This window comes from Streptomyces sp. NPDC018045 (assembly GCF_044327445.1).
GTDB lineage: Bacteria > Actinomycetota > Actinomycetes > Streptomycetales > Streptomycetaceae > Streptomyces.
The window spans coordinates 869,962-886,798 of the sequence record NZ_JBIRFL010000001.1 but is presented as its reverse complement, the minus strand read 5'-3'; the positions used below and the strand labels follow the sequence as shown (position 1 = coordinate 886,798).

Sequence of the window (16,837 nt, the reverse complement as noted above, 5' to 3'; positions counted from 1 at the left end):
CTTCCTCGATCCTCGTGTCGGTCAAGGCTCACAGAGCCCGCCGGGGAAGATGCGGGCAGGGGGGTGGTGCGTTGCTCCGGGACGGCGATCGGAGGCGTGCGTCACGGTGGGACGGCGGCCGCCGCGTTCTCATCCGCCTCTCATCGAGACGGGGGACCATGGGCCCGCAATCGGGAGTTTCCGGCGAAACGTACCCAGCCGGCCGCACACACCGTCCAGCGACGAGGAGCCGCGCCACCCATGAACAAACCCCTGCGCCGCGTCTCGGTCTTCTGCATCCTGCTGATACTCGCGCTGCTGGCGTGGGTCACCTGGCTGCAGGGGGCCAAGGCGTCCACGTTCTCGGACGATCCGCACAATCCACGCGTTTCCATCGCCAAGTACGCGAATCCGCTGGGCAATATCCTCGTGGACGGGCAGCCGGTGACCGGCTCCACCGCCACCGACGGCACCCTCAGGCACAAGCGGACGTACAAGAACGGTCCGCTCTACGCCCCCGTCACCGGCTTCACCTCGCAGATCTTCGGCAGCAACCAGTTGGAGAGCCTGTACGGCGACCTCCTGGACGGCTCCGACAGCCGCCTGCAGAACCCCGGCGACGCGCTGACCCGCCAGCGGCCCAAGGGCGGCGACGTGGCCACCACCATCGACTCCAAGGTGCAGAAGGCCGGTTACCAGGCGCTCGACGGCAAGACCGGCGCCGCGGTCGCCCTCGACCCGGCCACCGGCAAGATCCTCGGCATGGTCAGCACCCCGTCCTACGACCCGGGTGAGTTCGCCGGCTCCGGCAGCGGCGACCAGCAGGCGTGGAAGGAGCTGACGGCCGACAAGAAGCACCCCGAGATCAACCGCGCGCTGCGGCAGCCGCTCCCGCCCGGCTCCACCTTCAAGCTGGTCGTCGCGGCGGCCGCCCTGGAGAACGGCCTGTACTCCTCCGTGGACGAGGCCACCGACAGCCCCGACCCGTACACGCTCCCCGGCACCCGCACCACGCTGAAGAACGAGAGCGCCTCCGCCCCCTGCGAGAACGCCACCATCCGCACCGCGCTCCAGTACTCCTGCAACACCGTCTTCGCGAAGCTGGCCGCCGACCTGGGCCAGGACAAGGTGCGCGCGCAGGCCGAGAAGTTCGGCTTCAACGACGGCAGGCTGGACACCCCCGTACGGGCCGGCAAGAGCCTCTACCCGCAGGGCATGGACAAGGCGCAGACCGCGCTGTCCGGCATCGGCCAGTTCAACGACACCGCCACGCCCCTCCAGATGGCCATGGTCTCCTCGGCCATCGCCAACGGCGGCGAACTCCGGACGCCGCAGATGGTCGACAAGCTCACCGACAGCGGCGGCAACACCCTCCAGCAGTACGAGCCGCGGACGTACGGCAAGGCGGTCTCGCAGCGCACCGCCGAGCAGCTCCAGTCGTCCATGGAGACCGTCGTGAACGAGGGGACCGGCTCCAACGCCAAGATCGACGGCCTGACGGTCGGCGGCAAGACGGGCACCGCCCAGCACGGCGTGGACAACAAGGGCACCCCGTACGCCTGGTTCGTCTCGTACGCCAAGGACGACCGGGGCCACCAGGTGGCCGTCGCCGTCATGGTCGAGGACAGCGACGCGGCCCGCAGCGAGATCTCGGGCGGCGGGCTGGCCGCTCCGGTGGCCAAGGCGATGATGAAGGCGGCGCTGTCGTAGCGGGGGCGCGGGCCGCCGGTACCGTCGTCCGCGGGCCGGCGCCCGCCCGCCGCGACAGCGGCCTCGTAGACTGGGTGCCGTGAGCGACGACCGCCCCCAGAACGACGACCCCGACCCGATCCCCGGCCCGGACGGCCCGGCCGACCCCTTCGAGGAGATGGTGGAGGCCGAGACCGGCCGGGACCCCGACCTCGCCGTGATCGAGGCCGGCAGCCGCACCCTGCGCGCGCAGGCCGGCCCGCCCCAGGGGGACGGCGTGCCCGCCCGTCCCGCCGACCCGGAGGTGGACCGCGCGCTGCGCGAGGTGGAGGCCGAGCTGGCCGGCCGCTGGGGGGAGACCAAGCTCGACCCCTCGGTGCAGCGCATCGCGGCGCTGATGGACGTCCTGGGCTCGCCGCAGCGCGCGTACCCGTCCATCCACATCACCGGCACCAACGGCAAGACCAGCACCGCCCGCATGATCGAGGCCCTGCTGAGCGCCTTCGAGCTGCGCACCGGCCGGTACACCAGCCCGCACGTGCAGTCCATCACCGAGCGGATCAGCCTGGACGGCGCCCCGATCCCGGCCGAGCGTTTCATCGAGACGTACCGGGACATCGCGCCGTACGTGGAGATGGTCGACGAGCGCCAGGAGTACCGCCTGTCGTTCTTCGAGGTGCTCACCGCCATGGCGTACGCGGCCTTCGCGGACGCCCCGGTGGACGTCGCCGTCGTCGAGGTCGGCATGGGCGGGACCTGGGACGCGACCAACGTGATCGACGCGGATGTCGCCGTCGTCACGCCGATCTCGCTGGACCACACCGACCGCCTCGGCGATACGCCCGAGCTGATCGCCGGCGAGAAGTCCGGGATCATCAAGAAGGACGCCACCGTCGTCCTGGCGCAGCAGCCGGTGGACGCGGCGTCCGTGATGCTCAAGCACGCCGTCGAGGTGGACGCCACCGTCGCCCGCGAGGGCATGGAGTTCGGCGTGCTCAGCCGGGAGGTGGCGGTCGGCGGCCAGCTTCTGACGCTGCGCGGCCTGGGCGGCGAGTACGAGGGCATCTTCCTGCCGCTGTACGGCGCCCATCAGGCGCACAACGCCGCGGTGGCGCTCGCCGCCGTGGAGGCGTTCTTCGGCATCGGCTCCGAGCACGCCCGCACGCTGGACCTGGACACCATCCGCTCCGCGTTCGCCGCGGTGGCCTCGCCGGGCCGCCTGGAGGTCGTGCGCAGCAGCCCGACCGTGATCCTGGACGCGGCGCACAACCCGGCGGGCGCGCGGGCCGCGGCCGAGGCGGTCACCGAGGCGTTCGGTTTCAGCCGACTCGTCGGCGTGGTCGGCACCAGTGCGGACAAGGACGTGCGGGGGGTCCTCGAAGCCTTCGAGCCGATTTTCGCCGAGGTCGTGGTGACCCGTAACTCCACCCACCGCGCCATGGACGCGGACGAGCTCGCGGCCGTCGCGGTGGAGGTCTTCGGTGCCGATCGCGTACAGGTCGAGCCGCGGCTCGACGACGCGCTGGAGGCGGCGATCACCCTCGCGGAGGAGGAGGGCGAGTACTCCGGTGCCGGCGTGCTGGTCACCGGCTCCGTGATCACGGTCGGCGAGGCCCGGCTGCTCCTGGGAAGGAACTGACCATGCGCACGCTGTGTGCGAGCACGCTGATCGGCGAGTTCTTCGTGATCGGGTTCGCCGGGCTGGTGGCGATGCAGACCTCCGGCCACTCCACGGCCACGGTCTGGACGGTCAGCGGCGTCGCGATGCTGCTGTGCGTCCTGCTGTGCGGCATGCTCACCCGCCCCGGCGGCGTACAGCTCGGCTGGGTTCTCCAGGCGGCCCTGATCGCCGGCGGCTTCGTGGTGACGACGATGTTCTTCCTCGGGGTGGTCTTCGCCGCCCTGTGGTGGGCGTCGGTGCACTTCGGCCGCAAGATCGACGAGGCGAAGGCCCGCTGGGCGGCGCAGGCCGAGGACGGCCCGCAGCCGGGCACGGCGTAGCAGCGGCGGAAACCGGGCCGGGTGCGGACGCACCCGGCCCGGACGTCTTTCCGGGGCCGGGCGTCTTTCCGGGGCCGGGCGCGGACGTGCGGATCAAACCGGTGCGGACGTCGGCGCGAAACCGGGTGCGAACGTGGGTGCGAAAACCGGCGGGCCCGCCCCGGCCCGTTCACCCGTACGGCCCCGGCAGCCTGCCCGGATCCGGTGATCCGGGCCCCGGTACCGCGTACAGCCCAATGCCGTCACCCATGTAGCCTCAGGGCACCTGCCGTCTGTCCACGTACCCAAGGAGCCCCTCCCGTGAGCCAGCGCACGCTCGTCCTCCTCAAGCCCGACGCGGTCCGCCGCGGCCTGGTCGGTGAGATTCTCGGCCGTATCGAGCGCAAGGCGGGCTGGACGATCAGCGCGCTGGAGCTGCGCACCCTGGACCGCGCGATCCTGGAGCAGCACTACGCCGAGCACGTCGGCCGGGACTTCTACGAGCCGTTGGTGCAGTTCATGTCCTCGGGCCCGGTGGTCAGCCTGGTCGTCGAGGGCGAGCGGGTCATCGAGGGCGTACGGGCGCTGGCCGGTCCCACCGATCCGATCAAGGCGCCCGCTGGTTCCATCCGCGGCGACTTCGGGACCATCACCCGGGAGAACCTCGTCCACGCCTCGGACTCGCCGGAGTCGGCGGAGCGTGAAATCAAGATTTTCTTCCCGGGCCTGGCCTGACTTCCGGTCACCGGGACCCCCGGTGACCTGGGGCGACCGGCGGACCGCCGGTCGCCTCGCGGTATCCGCGCTCCTAACGGGGGAACGCTTCGGCGCGACACGACGTCCCCATTGTGGGGGGCGGGTCCGTGTTCCGCCGACAATGGCGGAGGAACCCCGCACCGCGTTCGAGCGGTGGGGACTTCGTGACTACGATGGAGCTTCCGCGCCCCGGCGCACCACACCTGCCGACCTCAAGTAAGCATTCCGCTCCAGTTGGGAAGGCCAGACGTATCCTCATGGGGAACAACATGTCGTTCATCGGCCGTGACATGGCTGTCGACCTCGGGACCGCCAACACGCTGGTGTACGTCAGGGGTCGCGGGATCGTCCTCAACGAGCCGTCGGTCGTGGCCATCAACACCAACACCGGCGGCATCCTCGCCGTCGGGGCCGAGGCGAAGAAGATGATCGGCCGCACCCCTGGCAACATCGTCGCGGTGCGTCCCTTGAAGGACGGCGTGATCGCCGACTTCGAGATCACCGAGCGGATGCTCCGCTACTTCATCCTCAAGATTCACAAGCGCCGTTACCTGGCCCGCCCGCGCGTGGTCGTCTGTGTCCCCTCCGGTATCACCGGAGTCGAGCGCCGCGCGGTCATCGAGGCGTCCACCCAGGCCGGCGCCCGTCAGGTGCACATCATCGAGGAGCCGATGGCCGCCGCGATCGGTTCCGGCCTGCCGGTCCACGAGGCCACCGGCAACATGGTCGTGGACATCGGCGGCGGCACGACCGAGGTCGCGGTGATCTCGCTCGGCGGCATCGTCACGGCCCAGTCGATCCGGGTGGCCGGCGACGAGCTGGACAACGCGATCATCCAGCACATCAAGAAGGAGTACAGCCTCCTGCTGGGCGAGCGCACCGCCGAGAGCATCAAGATCACCATCGGTTCGGCGTACGACCTGGAGCAGGACGAGCACACCGAGATCCGCGGCCGGGACCTGGTCTCCGGACTTCCCAAGACCGTCGTGATTTCCGCGGCCGAGGTCCGCAAGGCCATCGAGGAGCCGGTCAACTCCATCGTCGACGCGGTCAAGACGACGCTCGACAAGTGCCCGCCGGAGCTGTCCGGCGACGTGATGGACCGCGGCATCGTGCTCACCGGAGGCGGCGCCCTGCTCCGCGGCCTCGACGAGCGCCTGCGCCGCGAGACCGGCATGCCGATCCACATCGCCGAGGACCCGCTCGACTCCGTCGCGCTCGGCAGCGGCAAGTGCGTCGAGGAGTTCGAGGCGCTCCAGCAGGTCCTGGACTCCCAGCCGCGCCGCTAGGGAAGCCGACGGGAAACCGACATCCCGCCGTACGGGCGGCTGAACGTCCGTACGGCGGATCGTTGATATACAGGCACCACGCCCCGACGGGCGAGCACTGCGTACAAAGGCACAACCGCACTCCCCAGCGCGACCGGCGCGGGCCCGCAGCCGGCCGGTCCTACGAGGAAGGACACGGCCGCCGCACGTGAGGGACACACGAGAGAGCCGGCTGCTACTGGTGCTGCTGGTCGCGATCGCGTTCGCGCTGATCACGGTGGACATCCGCGGCGGCGAACGGTCCCCGCTCGCCGGCGCCCGGCAGGCCGCCGCCGCGGCCTTCGGACCGGTCGAGAGCGGTATCGCCACGGTCGTCGACCCGGTGGGCAACGCGGTCGGCGCCGTACGGGACTCCGGTGAGCGGCACACCCGTATCAGCGCCCTGGAACGGGAGAATGCCGCGCTCAAGGCGAAGCTGGGCTCCTCCGACCGCAACCGCAACCGCGCCGCCGAGCTGGACCGGATGCTCAAGACCGCCGGCACCGGTCAGTACGGCATCAAGGGCGCCCAGGTCATCGCCATCGGCGCGGCGCAGGGCTTCTCCTGGACCGTCACCATCGACGCCGGCTCCCAGGACGGTATCGCCCGCGACATGACCGTCCTCAACGGGGACGGCCTGGTCGGCCGCGTCACCACCGTCGGCCGCACCACCGCCACCGTCCTGCTCGCCAACGACCCCGACTTCACCGTCGGCACCCGCATGGAGAAGACCAACGAGATCGGCTTCGCCACCGGCCAGGGCGGCGACTCGCTGCGCGTCCAGCTCCTCAACGGCAAGGCCGAGGTGAAGAAGGGCGACCGGCTGGTCACCTTTGGCTCCAGCGCCGACAAGCCCTTCGTGCCCGGCGTCCCGGTCGGCCGGGTCGTCAAGGTCGACCCGTCCAACGGCGATCTGACCCGCTCCCTCCAGGTCCGCCCGTTCGTCGGCTTCTCCAAGCTGGACGTGGTCGGCGTGGTCGTCCAGCCGCCCCGCGAGGACCCGCGCGACACGGTGCTGCCGCCGAAACCCGCCAAGCCCAAGCCGACCCCGACGGTCACCGTCACGGCCACCCCCACCGCGAGCGCCTCTCCCAGGAGCTGACCGATGCGCATCAAGAGGACCCTGCTCTCGGCCGCTCTGGTGGTCGTGGCCCTGCTGGTCCAGGTCAGCGTGCTGGCACGGCTCCAACTGCCCGGTGCCGTACCGGACCTGCTGCTCCTGGTCGTCCTCGGCCTGGCTCTGGTGCACGGCCATGTGAGCGGCGCCCTGGTCGGCTTCGGCGCCGGCCTGCTCGCCGACCTCGCACCGCCCTCCGACCACGCCATCGGCCGGTACGCGCTGGTGCTGTGCGTCATCGGATACGCGGCCGGGCTGACCAAACCGGACAACGGACAGCACCGCTCGGCGACCATGCCGCTGGTCGTCGTGGTCGGCGCCGCCCTCGGCTCGACCCTGCTGTACGCGGGCGTCGGCTCGCTCGTCGGCGACTCCGCCGCCCGGCACGTGGGACTGGGATGGCTGCTGTTCACCGCCACGCTCTACGACCTGCTGCTGGCCCCGTTCGCCGTACCCCTGGTCATGGCCCTGGCCCGCAGGACGGAACACGACCCGCTGGCGACGGACGCCGCCGGGCAGGGCGGCTCGGGCAAGGGCCGCAAGAGTGTCCACGGCTGGATCGGCTCCGGCACCGGCCTGAAGGCGAGTCGCTCGATGCGCACCAGCCTCCCGGCCAAGCCGGCCCGGATCGGCGGCCAGCGCGGCGGACTGCTCGGCAGATCGGCCCGTAACAAGGCAGGACGCATCAAGGGGGTCAAGCGACTGTGACCAACATTCCGGAGACCGGCCGTACCTCGCGCGTCACGATCCGGCTGATCGCCATCCAGATCCTCGTCTTCTCGCTGCTGCTGACCCTCGGCGGCCGGCTGTGGTACCTCCAGATCCGCAACGGCCGGGAGTACGCCGACGAGGCCCGCAACAACCACGTCCAGCAGGTGGTCGAACCGGCCACCCGCGGCTCCATCCTCGACGCCCGCGGCATCCCGCTCGCCGACAACCAGACCCGCCTGGTCGTCTCCGCCAGCCGCACCGACCTGCTGAAGATGAAGGACGACGGCAAGGCCGTGCTCGGCCGGCTCGCCAAGGTCCTCGGCATGTCGGAGACGGAGATCCGCAACAAGGTCCGGCTGTGCGACGCCAAGACGCCGCAGCCCTGCTGGAACGGCTCGCCCTTCCAGCCCATCCCGATCACCGACGAGGCCACCACCCAGCAGGCCCTCCAGATCCGCGAACGCTCCGAGGACTTCCCCGGCATCTCCGCCGAGCCCACCGCCGTACGCCGCTACGCCGCGCCCGGCAAGGCCCGGACCTCCCAGGTCCTCGGCTACCTCTCGCCGGTCACCGACGAGGAGATCCAGAAGGCCAAGGACACCCGCTCGCCGCTGCTGCGCTCCGACCAGGTCGGCCGGTCCGGACTGGAGCGCACCTACGACAGCGCCCTGCGCGGCAAGGCCGGCGTGACCCGCTACGAGGTCGACAACCTCGGCCGGGTCATCGGCAAGGCCAAGAGCGACAAGGCGGTGCCCGGCGCCAACGTCGTCACGAGCATAGACGCCCGCGTCCAGGCCATGGCGGAGCGGGAACTGGAGCAGGCGATGAAGGACGCCCGTAAGGAGCACGACAAGAACACCGGCACCACCTACAAGGCCGACGCGGGCGCCGTGGTCGTCATGGAGAACAAGACCGGCCGGGTCATCTCCATGGCCTCCAACCCGTCCTACGACCCCAACGCCTGGGTCGGCGGCATCTCCGGCAAGGACTACGCGCGGCTGACCGGCAAGGAGTCCAACTACCCGCTGCTCAACCGCGCGATCCAGGGCCAGTCGGCACCCGGCTCGATCTTCAAGGTCATCTCCACCTCGGCCGCGATCGCCGCCGGATACGACTTCGACGGCACCTACCCCTGCACCGCCTCCTTCAACATCGGCGGCCAGGTCTTCAAGAACTTCGAGTCCAAGGGCTACGGGCCGATCAACCTCGGCCGGGCGCTGGAGGTCTCCTGCGACACCGTCTTCTACAACCTCGCGTACCAGCAGTGGCAGAAGGACGGCGGCAACAACCCGAAGAAGCCGGCGGACTGGTTCTACAAGACCGCCCACCAGTTCGGCCTCGGCAAGGAGACCGGCATCGACCTGCCCAACGAGGTCACCGGCCGCGTCCCGGACCGCCAGTGGAAGAAGCGGTACTGGGAGGCCAACAAGGACAGTTGGTGCAAGCAGGGCAAGACCGGCGACGACTACGTCTCGAAGATCGCCAGGGAGAACTGCGAGTCCGGCATGAAGATGCGCGCCGGTGACTCCGTCAACTACTCCATCGGCCAGGGCGACACCCAGGTCACCCCCATCCAGATGGCGACGATCTACGCGGCGATCGCCAACGGCGGCACGCTCTACAACCCGACCGTGGGCAAGGCCGTCGTCAGCCCCGACGGCAAGCACATCGACCACATCCGGCCCAAGTCCCACGGCAAGCTGCCGGTGACCGCCAAGACGCTGTCCCAGATCGACGGCGCGCTGGCCGGCGTCGCCACCCGCGGCACCGCCGCCTGGCGCTTCCAGGGCTGGCCGCAGGACAAGATCCCGATGCACGCCAAGACCGGTACGGCCGAGGTCTACGGGAAGCAGACGACGGGCTGGTTCGCCACGTACACCAAGGACTACACGATCGTCATGACCATCTCCCAGGGCGGTACCGGCTCGGGCTCCGCCGGCCCCGCCGTGCGCAAGATCTACAACGCGCTGTACGGGGTGGACGACAAGGGCAAGATCGACGAGAAGGCGGCGCTGCTCCCGAAGCCGCAGACCGGCCTGCCCGAGATCCTGGGTGACGGCACGATCCAGGCGCAGCCCATCAAGCCCGTCGCCGCCACCCCGCCGCCCGCCGCGGCCGGAAGGCGGGGCCGGTGACCAGCTCCCACAGCGCGAACGGCTTCACCGTCCGCCGCTACACCCCCGACCGCGGCGCCTGGGGCAAGCTGACCGCGCGCGACTCGGTCGTCCGCCGGCTCGACTGGGTCATGCTGCTGTGCTGCCTGGCGCTGTCCCTGATGGGCGCGGTGCTGGTCTTCTCCGCGACCCGGAACCGCACCGAACTCAACCACGGCGACGAGTACGGCTTCCTCCTCCGCCACCTGCTGAACACCGGCATCGGCCTGGCCCTGGCGGCCGGCGCGATCTGGCTCGGCCACCGCACGCTGCGCGGGGCGGTACCGATCCTGTACGTCTTCTCGCTGCTGCTGTCGCTGCTCGTCCTCACGCCGCTGGGCGCCACGATCAACGGCTCCCGCTCGTGGCTGGCCATCCCCGGCGGGCTCTCCCTCCAGCCCGCCGAGTTCGCCAAGATCACGATCACGCTGGGGATGGCGGTGATCCTCGCGGGCCGGGTCGACGCGGGCGACCGCCCGCACCCCGACCACCGCACCGTCGTACAGGCCCTCGGCCTGGCCGCCGTCCCCGTCGTCATCATCATGCTGATGCCGGACCTCGGCTCGGTCATGGTCCTCGGCGCCATCATCCTCGGCGTGCTGCTCGCCTCCGGCGCCTCCAACCGGTGGATCCTCGGCCTGGTGGGCGCCGGCGTCGCCGGCTGCGTCGCCATCTGGCAGCTCGGCCTGCTGGACGACTACCAGATCGCCCGCTTCGCCGCTTTCGCCAACCCGAGCCTGGACCCGGCGGGCGTCGGCTACAACACCAACCAGGCGCGTATCGCCATCGGCGGCGGCGGGCTGACCGGCTCCGGTCTCTTCCAGGGCAGCCAGACCACCGGCCAGTTCGTCCCGGAGCAGCAGACCGACTTCATCTTCACCGTCGCCGGCGAGGAGCTGGGCTTCCTCGGCGCGGGCCTGATCATCGTCCTGCTGGGCGTCGTCCTCTGGCGCGCCTGCCGCATCGCCCGCGAGTCCAGCGAGCTGTACAGCACGATCGTCGCGGCGGGCTGTGTCTCCTGGTTCTCCTTCCAGGCCTTCGAGAACATCGGCATGACGCTCGGCATCATGCCCGTCACCGGTCTGCCGCTGCCGTTCGTCTCGTACGGCGGCACATCCATGTTCGCGGTCTGGATCGCCATAGGGCTGCTCCAGTCCATCCACGTACAGCGGCCGGTGTCGGCCTGACGGCGCCCGCCCGTACGGCCGGGCGGCGGGCGCCCGGCCGGGGTCGTGACACAGGCTCTCAGCGGCCGGAGGCGGCGCTGTAGGCGCTGTAGGCGACGAGGGCGGCGAGCACCGCGGCGCTCGTCACCGTGACGAGGACGGCCCACAGGGCGATCCTCGCCTTACCCGCCCGGGCCCGCGGCCGGTGCCGCTCCGGCCGCGGGGCGCGGGGCGTCCCCGGCGCGCCGCTGAGGGCCGTGTCGGCCAGTAACCGGCGGCAGGCGGCAGCCATTTCCGCCGTGCCGCTGTCCAGCCGCAGCACCGTCTCCGCCCGCGCGGGCGCGCTCGTACCACCGTCCAGAATGCGTCCCGCCCGGATGAGCACCTCACCCCGGGTCCCCGTCACGGACAGACTGATCCACCGCTGAACGTGCTCACCCCGTATGACCACACCACCCGCCCGGTCCCGGTAGACCGTGTGCCGCTGCCACAGAACGGCCGCCAACTGCCGTGCGGTGTCCGTCAGATGCGCGAGCATCGTGCCCCCCTGCCGTGATGTGCGCGAGTCAAGGAAGGCACTGTACCGGGAGGGGCGGGCCGGCCCGGGGCGGGGGCCGTCGATCACGCGGCGCGACCGGCGGACCCGCTGCCGGCGGGCCGGCCGAAGGCGGTGGGCTGCGGTACTCCTCTCGGCGAGCGAAGGCCCGGCCCGGGAGGCGGTGCGTGGCCGAGGGTGTGTCCGCCCCGGGCGGGCCGGGGCGGACACGGGCCGGGAGATCAGGTCTGCTGGAGGCGCAGCAAGGAGGCTGCCAGTTGGTCCACCTCCTCCGGGGTGTTGTAGAGGGCCAGGGAGGCGCGTACGGCGCTGTCCAGGCCGTAGTGGGCCAGGGCCGGCTGGGCGCAGTGGTGGCCGGAGCGGACGGCGATGCCGTCCAGGTCCAGGGACTGCGCCACCGCCGTCGGGTCGTGGCCCGCGAGGGTGAAGGCCAGGACCCCGATGCGGTCGGGGGCCTCGCCCAGTACGCGGAGGCCGGGCACCGCCGCCAGGGCTTGCCGGGCGTGGGCCAGGAGCTGGGTCTCGTACGTGGCGATGGCCTCGTGGTCGAAGGACGACAGCCAGTCGAGGGCCGCGAGCAGGCCGACCACGCCGGCGATGTTGCCCGTACCGGCCTCGAAGAGGTGCGGGGCGGGCGCGAACGTCGTGCGGTCGAAGGAGACGGACTCGATCATGTTCCCGCCGCCCTGCCACGGCGCCATGGACGCCAGCAGTTCGGGCTTGGCGTACAGCGCGCCGATGCCTGTGGGCGCGAACAGCTTGTGACCGGAGAAGGCGTAGAAGTCGGCGTCCAGGGCCTGCACGTCGACCGGGAAGTGGGCCACCGCCTGCGCGCCGTCCACCAGCACCTTGGCGCCGTAGCGGTGGGCCAGCGCCGTCATCTCCGCCACCGGCGGGACGGTGCCCAGCACGTTGGAGGCGTGGCTGACGGCCACCAGCCGGGTACGGGAGGAGAGCAGGTCGGCGTAGGCGAACTGGTCGATCTGCCCGTCCGGCAGCAGCGGCACCGGCACCACCCGGGCGTGCGTCTCGGCGGCGAGCTGCTGCCAGGGCACGATGTCGGAGTGGTGCTCCAGTACGGGGACGAGGATGTCGTCGCCCGGACCGACGTTGGCCCGCCCCCAGGTCTGGGCGACCAGGTTGATCGCCTCGGTGGTGCCCCGGACGAAGACGATCTCCTCGGGGGACGGGGCGCCCAGGAAGTCCGCGACGGCGGCCCGGCCCGCTTCGTACAGGGCGGTGGCGTCGCGGGCCATGGTGTGGGCGCCGCGGTGGATGTTGGAGTTGGCCGAACCGTAGAAGGCGGCCAGGGCCTCGATCACCTGGCGCGGCTTCTGCGTCGTGGCGCCGTTGTCCAGCCAGACGAGCGGGCGGCCGTTGACCAGCCGGTGCAGGATCGGGACGTCCCGCCGCGCCATCTCGGGGGAGAAGGCACCGCGTTGGGCGCCGGGGAGGGACCGGGGGGCGGTGGTGGCCGGGGCCGAAGCCGGGGTCGTGGTCGTGGTCGGGATGGTGCCGGTCGTCGGGAGCGTGCCGGCCGACGGCGTCGTGGCGGTGGTCGGGGCCGGGGCGGGGTACTGGTCCGTTCCGGGGTACTGGTGCGTCCCCGGGACTGGGAGCGGCGCGCCGGGTACGGCATTTGACGTGGCGCCGCCCGTGGCGGAGTCCGCGCTCGGGACCTGGGCCATGCCCGGCAGGCCCGCCATGGCCGCGGCCGGTACGACGGTCGCCCCCGCGCCCGGGACCGCGCCCATGCTCGGGGCCGTGGCCGGCGCGGTGCCCGTGCCGGTGCCCGTGCCCGTGTCCGTGATCGCGGTCGTACGTGTGGCCGTGTCCGTACCCGGGGCAGGGGCTGTCGCCGTGTTCGGCGCGGCGGTCTTCGTCCCCCTGCCGAGGAGTGCGCTCAGCGGTGCCGTGAGCCCCGTGACCTCAGGAGTAGTCATGGTACTTGGACACCTCGACGTTCTGGAGGACGGCGAGAGCGTCCTCGACCAGGACGGCGGTGTTGAAGTAGGCCGTGACCAGGTAGGAGGTGATGGCCTTCTGGTCGACGCCCATGTTGCGTATGGACAGGCCCGGTTCCGCCTCGTCCGGTACGGAGGCGGGCCGCAGCCCGACCACGCCCTGCTCGGCCTCGCCCACCCGCATCAGCAGGATCTCCGTCGTGCCCGCGCCGTTGATGCCCACCTTGTCGGACGGCAGCAGCGGCACGCCGCGCCAGGTCAGCAGCGGACTGCCGAACCGGGTGTCGGTCACCGGGGGCACACCCCGGCGGGTACATTCGCGGCCGAACGCGGCGATCGCCCGCGGGTGCGCGACGAAGTACGCGGGCTGCTTCCACACCTTGGCCAGCAGTTCGTCCAGGTCGTCCGGCGTCGGCGCGCCGGTCCGCGGCTGTACCCGCATCCCCGGCGCGACCTGGTTGAACAGGCCGAAGTCCGGGTGGTTGAGCATCATCGACTCCTGCCGCTCGCGCAGCGCGTGCACGGTCAGGTTGCTCTGCGCCCGGGTCTGGTCGATGGGCTGGTTGTACAGGTCGGCGACGCGGGTGTGCACGCGCAGCACGGTCTGGGCGAGGCTCATGTGGTACTCGCGCGGCGTGTCCTCGTACTCCACGTACGTGCCCGGCAGCTCCGGTTCGCCGACGTGCCCGGAGGCCAGGTCGACCGGCGCCTCGGCGCCCGGCGTCGGCCCGTCGCCGGAGCAGTAGGTCTCCATCGAGGTGCGTAACGTCTCGTCGCGGTCGGCGAGTTCGGCCAGCTTGGAACGGTGGACGCAGAGGGCGACGCCGGGGGTGAGCGCGCGTACCCGGTACGGCAGGTTCTCGCCCTTGGCCCAGGACTCCAGGTCGAAGAACTGGCCGTCGCCGACGATCTCCAGCAGCGCGTCCTCGCCGTAGCGGCCGGTCACCCGCTTCTCGGCGCGGCCCCGCACGAGCACCCAGAGCCGGTCGGCGCTGTCGCTCTCCGAGCACAGCAACTGTCCGGCCTCGAAGGTCACCTCGTCGCAGGTCTCGGCGAGTTCGCGGAGCTGGGCCTCGTCGGCCTGCCGCAGGAACGGCAGTTCCCTCAGGTCCTCGGGCACGATGCGGTGGCTGTCGCCCTCGGAGAACGTGCTGATCCGGTCGTCGCCGAGGATGAACGTACGGCGGCGGTTGACGCGGTAGACGCCGGAGTCGACGTCCACCCACGGCAGGGCCCGCAGCAGGTAGCGCGGGGTGATACCGCGCATCTGGGGCGTGGTCTTGGTGGCGGTGGCGAGTTGCCGTGCCGCATCGGGACTGAGGCTCTGGCGGCCGTTGGGAGTGGTCATCGGTCCTCCTCGTGAAAGGGCGCGCGGGCGCACGGCGGCCCTCGTGGCCACCGTGGTCCGCACGGGATGAGGGACCGATCGTCCGAGTGGCAACTGCCGACGGCAAGACGGCGTATTTCCGCAACCGGCCGGAAAGGAGCTATCCGGCATTCGCAGGTGTTCGTACAGAGATGAACTGTTTTTGGCCCGGGTGCCGCGTGGCCAGCCCGGAACCCGTCCGGCGCGCGACGTGGCACCGTGCGAACGTCCGGTCGGGGACTGCCTCGACGCCTCACACGCGGCTAGATTCGATCCATGGCGGACACCGTGCGGGAAATCGAGCGGAAGTACGAGGCCGACGAGAGCACCGAACTGCCCGACCTGACCGGCGTCGCCGGGGTCGCGGCCATCGCGGACCAGGGCACCATCGTCCTGTCCGCCACCTACTACGACACCCCTGATCAGCGGCTCGCCGCCGACGGCATCACGCTGCGGCGGCGCACGGGCGGCGGCGACGCGGGCTGGCACCTGAAGCTCCCGGTCGCCCCCGGCGTGCGGGACGAGGTGCGGATGCCGCCGGCCGACCGGCTGCCGCCGAAACTCGCGGCCCTGGTGCGCTCGCGGGTACGCGGCGCGCGCCTGGCGCCGGTGGCGCATCTGCGGACCCGGCGCACGCTGCGGGTGCTGGAGAACGGCCGAGGGGAGCCGCTCGCGGAGGTGGCGGTCGACGAGGTGGTGGCGCACCGGGTGGACGGTGCGGGGGAGGCGGATGTGGTGGCGGGGTCGCACGAGGAGGGCGGGGCCCGGAGGCGGGACCAGGACGGGCACCGGGGGTGGGACAGGGACCCGGAGCGCGAGCGGGCGCGGCCGGGGCGGCTGACGGCCGGGATCCGATGGCGTGAGATCGAGGTGGAGCTGGTGGGGGACGGGGATCCTGCGCTCCTGGACGCCGTGGACGAGGTCCTCGTGGCCGCCGGGGTGCGGCCCGCCGCCTCGGCGTCCAAGCTGGCCCGCGCGCTGGCGGAGACGGGGGAGGGGTCGGGGGAGCCGCCTAAGACCGGGGTGGCGAGGGGCGCCGAGGCGGGAGGCGGCAAGGCGCGGCGCACCAAGGCCGGGGGCGGCGACAAGGCCGGGAGGGGCCGGGCGGCCGGCGAAGCCGGGAAGGGCAAGGTGTCCGGCAAGCCCGTCGTCCCCCGTACCGCCGGTGACGTCGTGCTCGCGTACGTCCGTGAGCAGATCCGTACCCTCGTCGAGCTGGACCCGGCCGTCCGCCGTGACGTTCCCGACTCGGTGCACCGGATGCGCGTCGCAACCCGCCGCCTGCGCAGCGCCTTCCGCTCGTACGGCGCGGTGCTGGACCGGTCGGTGACCGATCCGGTCGGTGCCGAACTCAAGTGGCTGGCAGGCGAATTGGGCGTCGACCGGGACCGCGAGGTGCTGGCGGAGCGGCTGCGCGAGGGGCTGGCGGACCTGCCGCGGGCGCTGCGGCTGGGGCCGGTGGCCGCGCGGCTGCGCCTGTGGTCGCAGCGCCGCCGTCTCGGTTCCCGGCAGTCGCTGCTCGCGGTCCTGGACGGGGCGCGGCACCTGGCGCTGCTGGAGCGTCTGCACGCGCTCCTCGCGGACCCGCCGCTGCGTCCGGCCGCGGCCCGCCCGCCGGCCCGGGCGATGGCGAAGGCCGTGCTCAGGGACTACCGGCGGCTCGACGGGCGGATGGCGGTCGCGCTGGCGGCGCCGCCCGGGCCGGAGCGCGACGAGGCGCTGCACGCCGCCCGCAAGGCGGCCAAGCGGGTGCGGTACGCGGCGGAGGCGGCGGGGCCGGCGCTGGGGCGTCCGGCGGAGAAGTTCGCCACCCGTATGAAGCGGGTGCAGCAGCTTCTCGGCGATCACCAGGACAGTGTGGTGGCCCGCGCCGCGCTGCGCGATCTCGCCGTACAGGCGCACGGCGCCGGGGAGGGCGGCTTCAGCTTCGGATTGCTGTACGGGCGGGAGGAAGCGGCGGCGGCCGCCCGTGAGCGGGAGCTGCCGGAGGTGTGGCGGAAGGCGTCGAAGCCGCGGCACCGCAGGAAACTGCGCGGGTGACGCGTCGGGTGGGCCGGGCGGGCCGGGAGCCGGGCGTGCTGGGTGCCGGACGG

The 16,837-nt window shown here is 71.9% G+C and carries 13 protein-coding genes; 10 read left to right on the top strand and 3 right to left on the bottom strand.

Annotated features, from left to right (window positions below):
- Positions 1 to 240 precede the first annotated feature (240 nt).
- From ACH4EB_RS03780 to rodA, 9 genes are all read left to right on the top strand, one after another.
- The gene (locus ACH4EB_RS03780) at positions 241 to 1,689 is read left to right on the top strand and encodes a peptidoglycan D,D-transpeptidase FtsI family protein (protein WP_398345642.1); all 1,449 of its coding nucleotides are present in this window, start codon (positions 241 to 243) and stop codon (positions 1,687 to 1,689) included.
- Between the two features lie 79 nt (positions 1,690 to 1,768).
- On the top strand, positions 1,769 to 3,307 hold the full coding sequence (locus ACH4EB_RS03775; RefSeq protein WP_398345641.1) for a bifunctional folylpolyglutamate synthase/dihydrofolate synthase: 1,539 nt from the start codon (positions 1,769 to 1,771) through the stop codon (positions 3,305 to 3,307).
- Between the two features lie 2 nt (positions 3,308 to 3,309).
- The gene (locus ACH4EB_RS03770; protein ID WP_398345640.1) at positions 3,310 to 3,669 is read left to right on the top strand and encodes a DUF4233 domain-containing protein; all 360 of its coding nucleotides are present in this window, start codon (positions 3,310 to 3,312) and stop codon (positions 3,667 to 3,669) included.
- 300 nt (positions 3,670 to 3,969) lie between these two features.
- The gene (ndk, locus tag ACH4EB_RS03765; RefSeq protein ID WP_398345639.1) at positions 3,970 to 4,383 is read left to right on the top strand and encodes a nucleoside-diphosphate kinase; all 414 of its coding nucleotides are present in this window, start codon (positions 3,970 to 3,972) and stop codon (positions 4,381 to 4,383) included.
- Between the two features lie 290 nt (positions 4,384 to 4,673).
- Complete coding sequence (locus ACH4EB_RS03760; RefSeq protein ID WP_003985182.1) at positions 4,674 to 5,693, top strand: rod shape-determining protein; 1,020 nt, start codon at positions 4,674 to 4,676, stop codon at positions 5,691 to 5,693.
- 187 nt (positions 5,694 to 5,880) lie between these two features.
- The gene (gene mreC / locus ACH4EB_RS03755) at positions 5,881 to 6,813 is read left to right on the top strand and encodes a rod shape-determining protein MreC (protein ID WP_398345638.1); all 933 of its coding nucleotides are present in this window, start codon (positions 5,881 to 5,883) and stop codon (positions 6,811 to 6,813) included.
- Between the two features lie 3 nt (positions 6,814 to 6,816).
- Positions 6,817 to 7,536: a rod shape-determining protein MreD gene (gene mreD / locus ACH4EB_RS03750; protein WP_398345637.1), complete on the top strand. Its 720-nt coding sequence runs from the start codon at positions 6,817 to 6,819 to the stop codon at positions 7,534 to 7,536.
- Positions 7,533 to 9,674, top strand: a complete 2,142-nt coding sequence (gene mrdA, locus ACH4EB_RS03745; protein WP_398345636.1) for a penicillin-binding protein 2 — start codon at positions 7,533 to 7,535, stop codon at positions 9,672 to 9,674. The genes mreD and mrdA overlap by 4 nt, the downstream gene beginning before the upstream one ends.
- Positions 9,671 to 10,879, top strand: coding sequence for a rod shape-determining protein RodA (gene rodA / locus ACH4EB_RS03740; protein WP_398345635.1), 1,209 nt, complete (start codon positions 9,671 to 9,673; stop codon positions 10,877 to 10,879). Before mrdA ends, rodA begins: the two co-directional genes overlap by 4 nt.
- Positions 10,880 to 10,937: 58 nt before the next feature.
- Here the strand turns inward: rodA and ACH4EB_RS03735 are convergent, their stop codons facing one another.
- From ACH4EB_RS03735 to ACH4EB_RS03725, 3 genes are all read right to left on the bottom strand, one after another.
- Complete coding sequence (locus ACH4EB_RS03735) at positions 10,938 to 11,396, bottom strand: hypothetical protein (RefSeq protein ID WP_398345634.1); 459 nt, start codon at positions 11,394 to 11,396, stop codon at positions 10,938 to 10,940.
- Between the two features lie 239 nt (positions 11,397 to 11,635).
- Positions 11,636 to 13,357 (bottom strand): SufS family cysteine desulfurase, encoded by a 1,722-nt coding sequence (locus ACH4EB_RS03730; protein WP_398345633.1) that lies wholly within the window; start codon positions 13,355 to 13,357, stop codon positions 11,636 to 11,638.
- Positions 13,344 to 14,726, bottom strand: a complete 1,383-nt coding sequence (locus ACH4EB_RS03725) for a family 2B encapsulin nanocompartment shell protein (RefSeq protein ID WP_398345632.1) — start codon at positions 14,724 to 14,726, stop codon at positions 13,344 to 13,346. The genes ACH4EB_RS03730 and ACH4EB_RS03725 overlap by 14 nt, the downstream gene beginning before the upstream one ends.
- Positions 14,727 to 15,020: 294 nt before the next feature.
- On the opposite strand from ACH4EB_RS03725, the gene ACH4EB_RS03720 reads away from it, so the two are divergent.
- Positions 15,021 to 16,784: a CHAD domain-containing protein gene (locus ACH4EB_RS03720; protein ID WP_398345630.1), complete on the top strand. Its 1,764-nt coding sequence runs from the start codon at positions 15,021 to 15,023 to the stop codon at positions 16,782 to 16,784.
- The last annotated feature ends 53 nt before the right edge of the window (positions 16,785 to 16,837 follow it).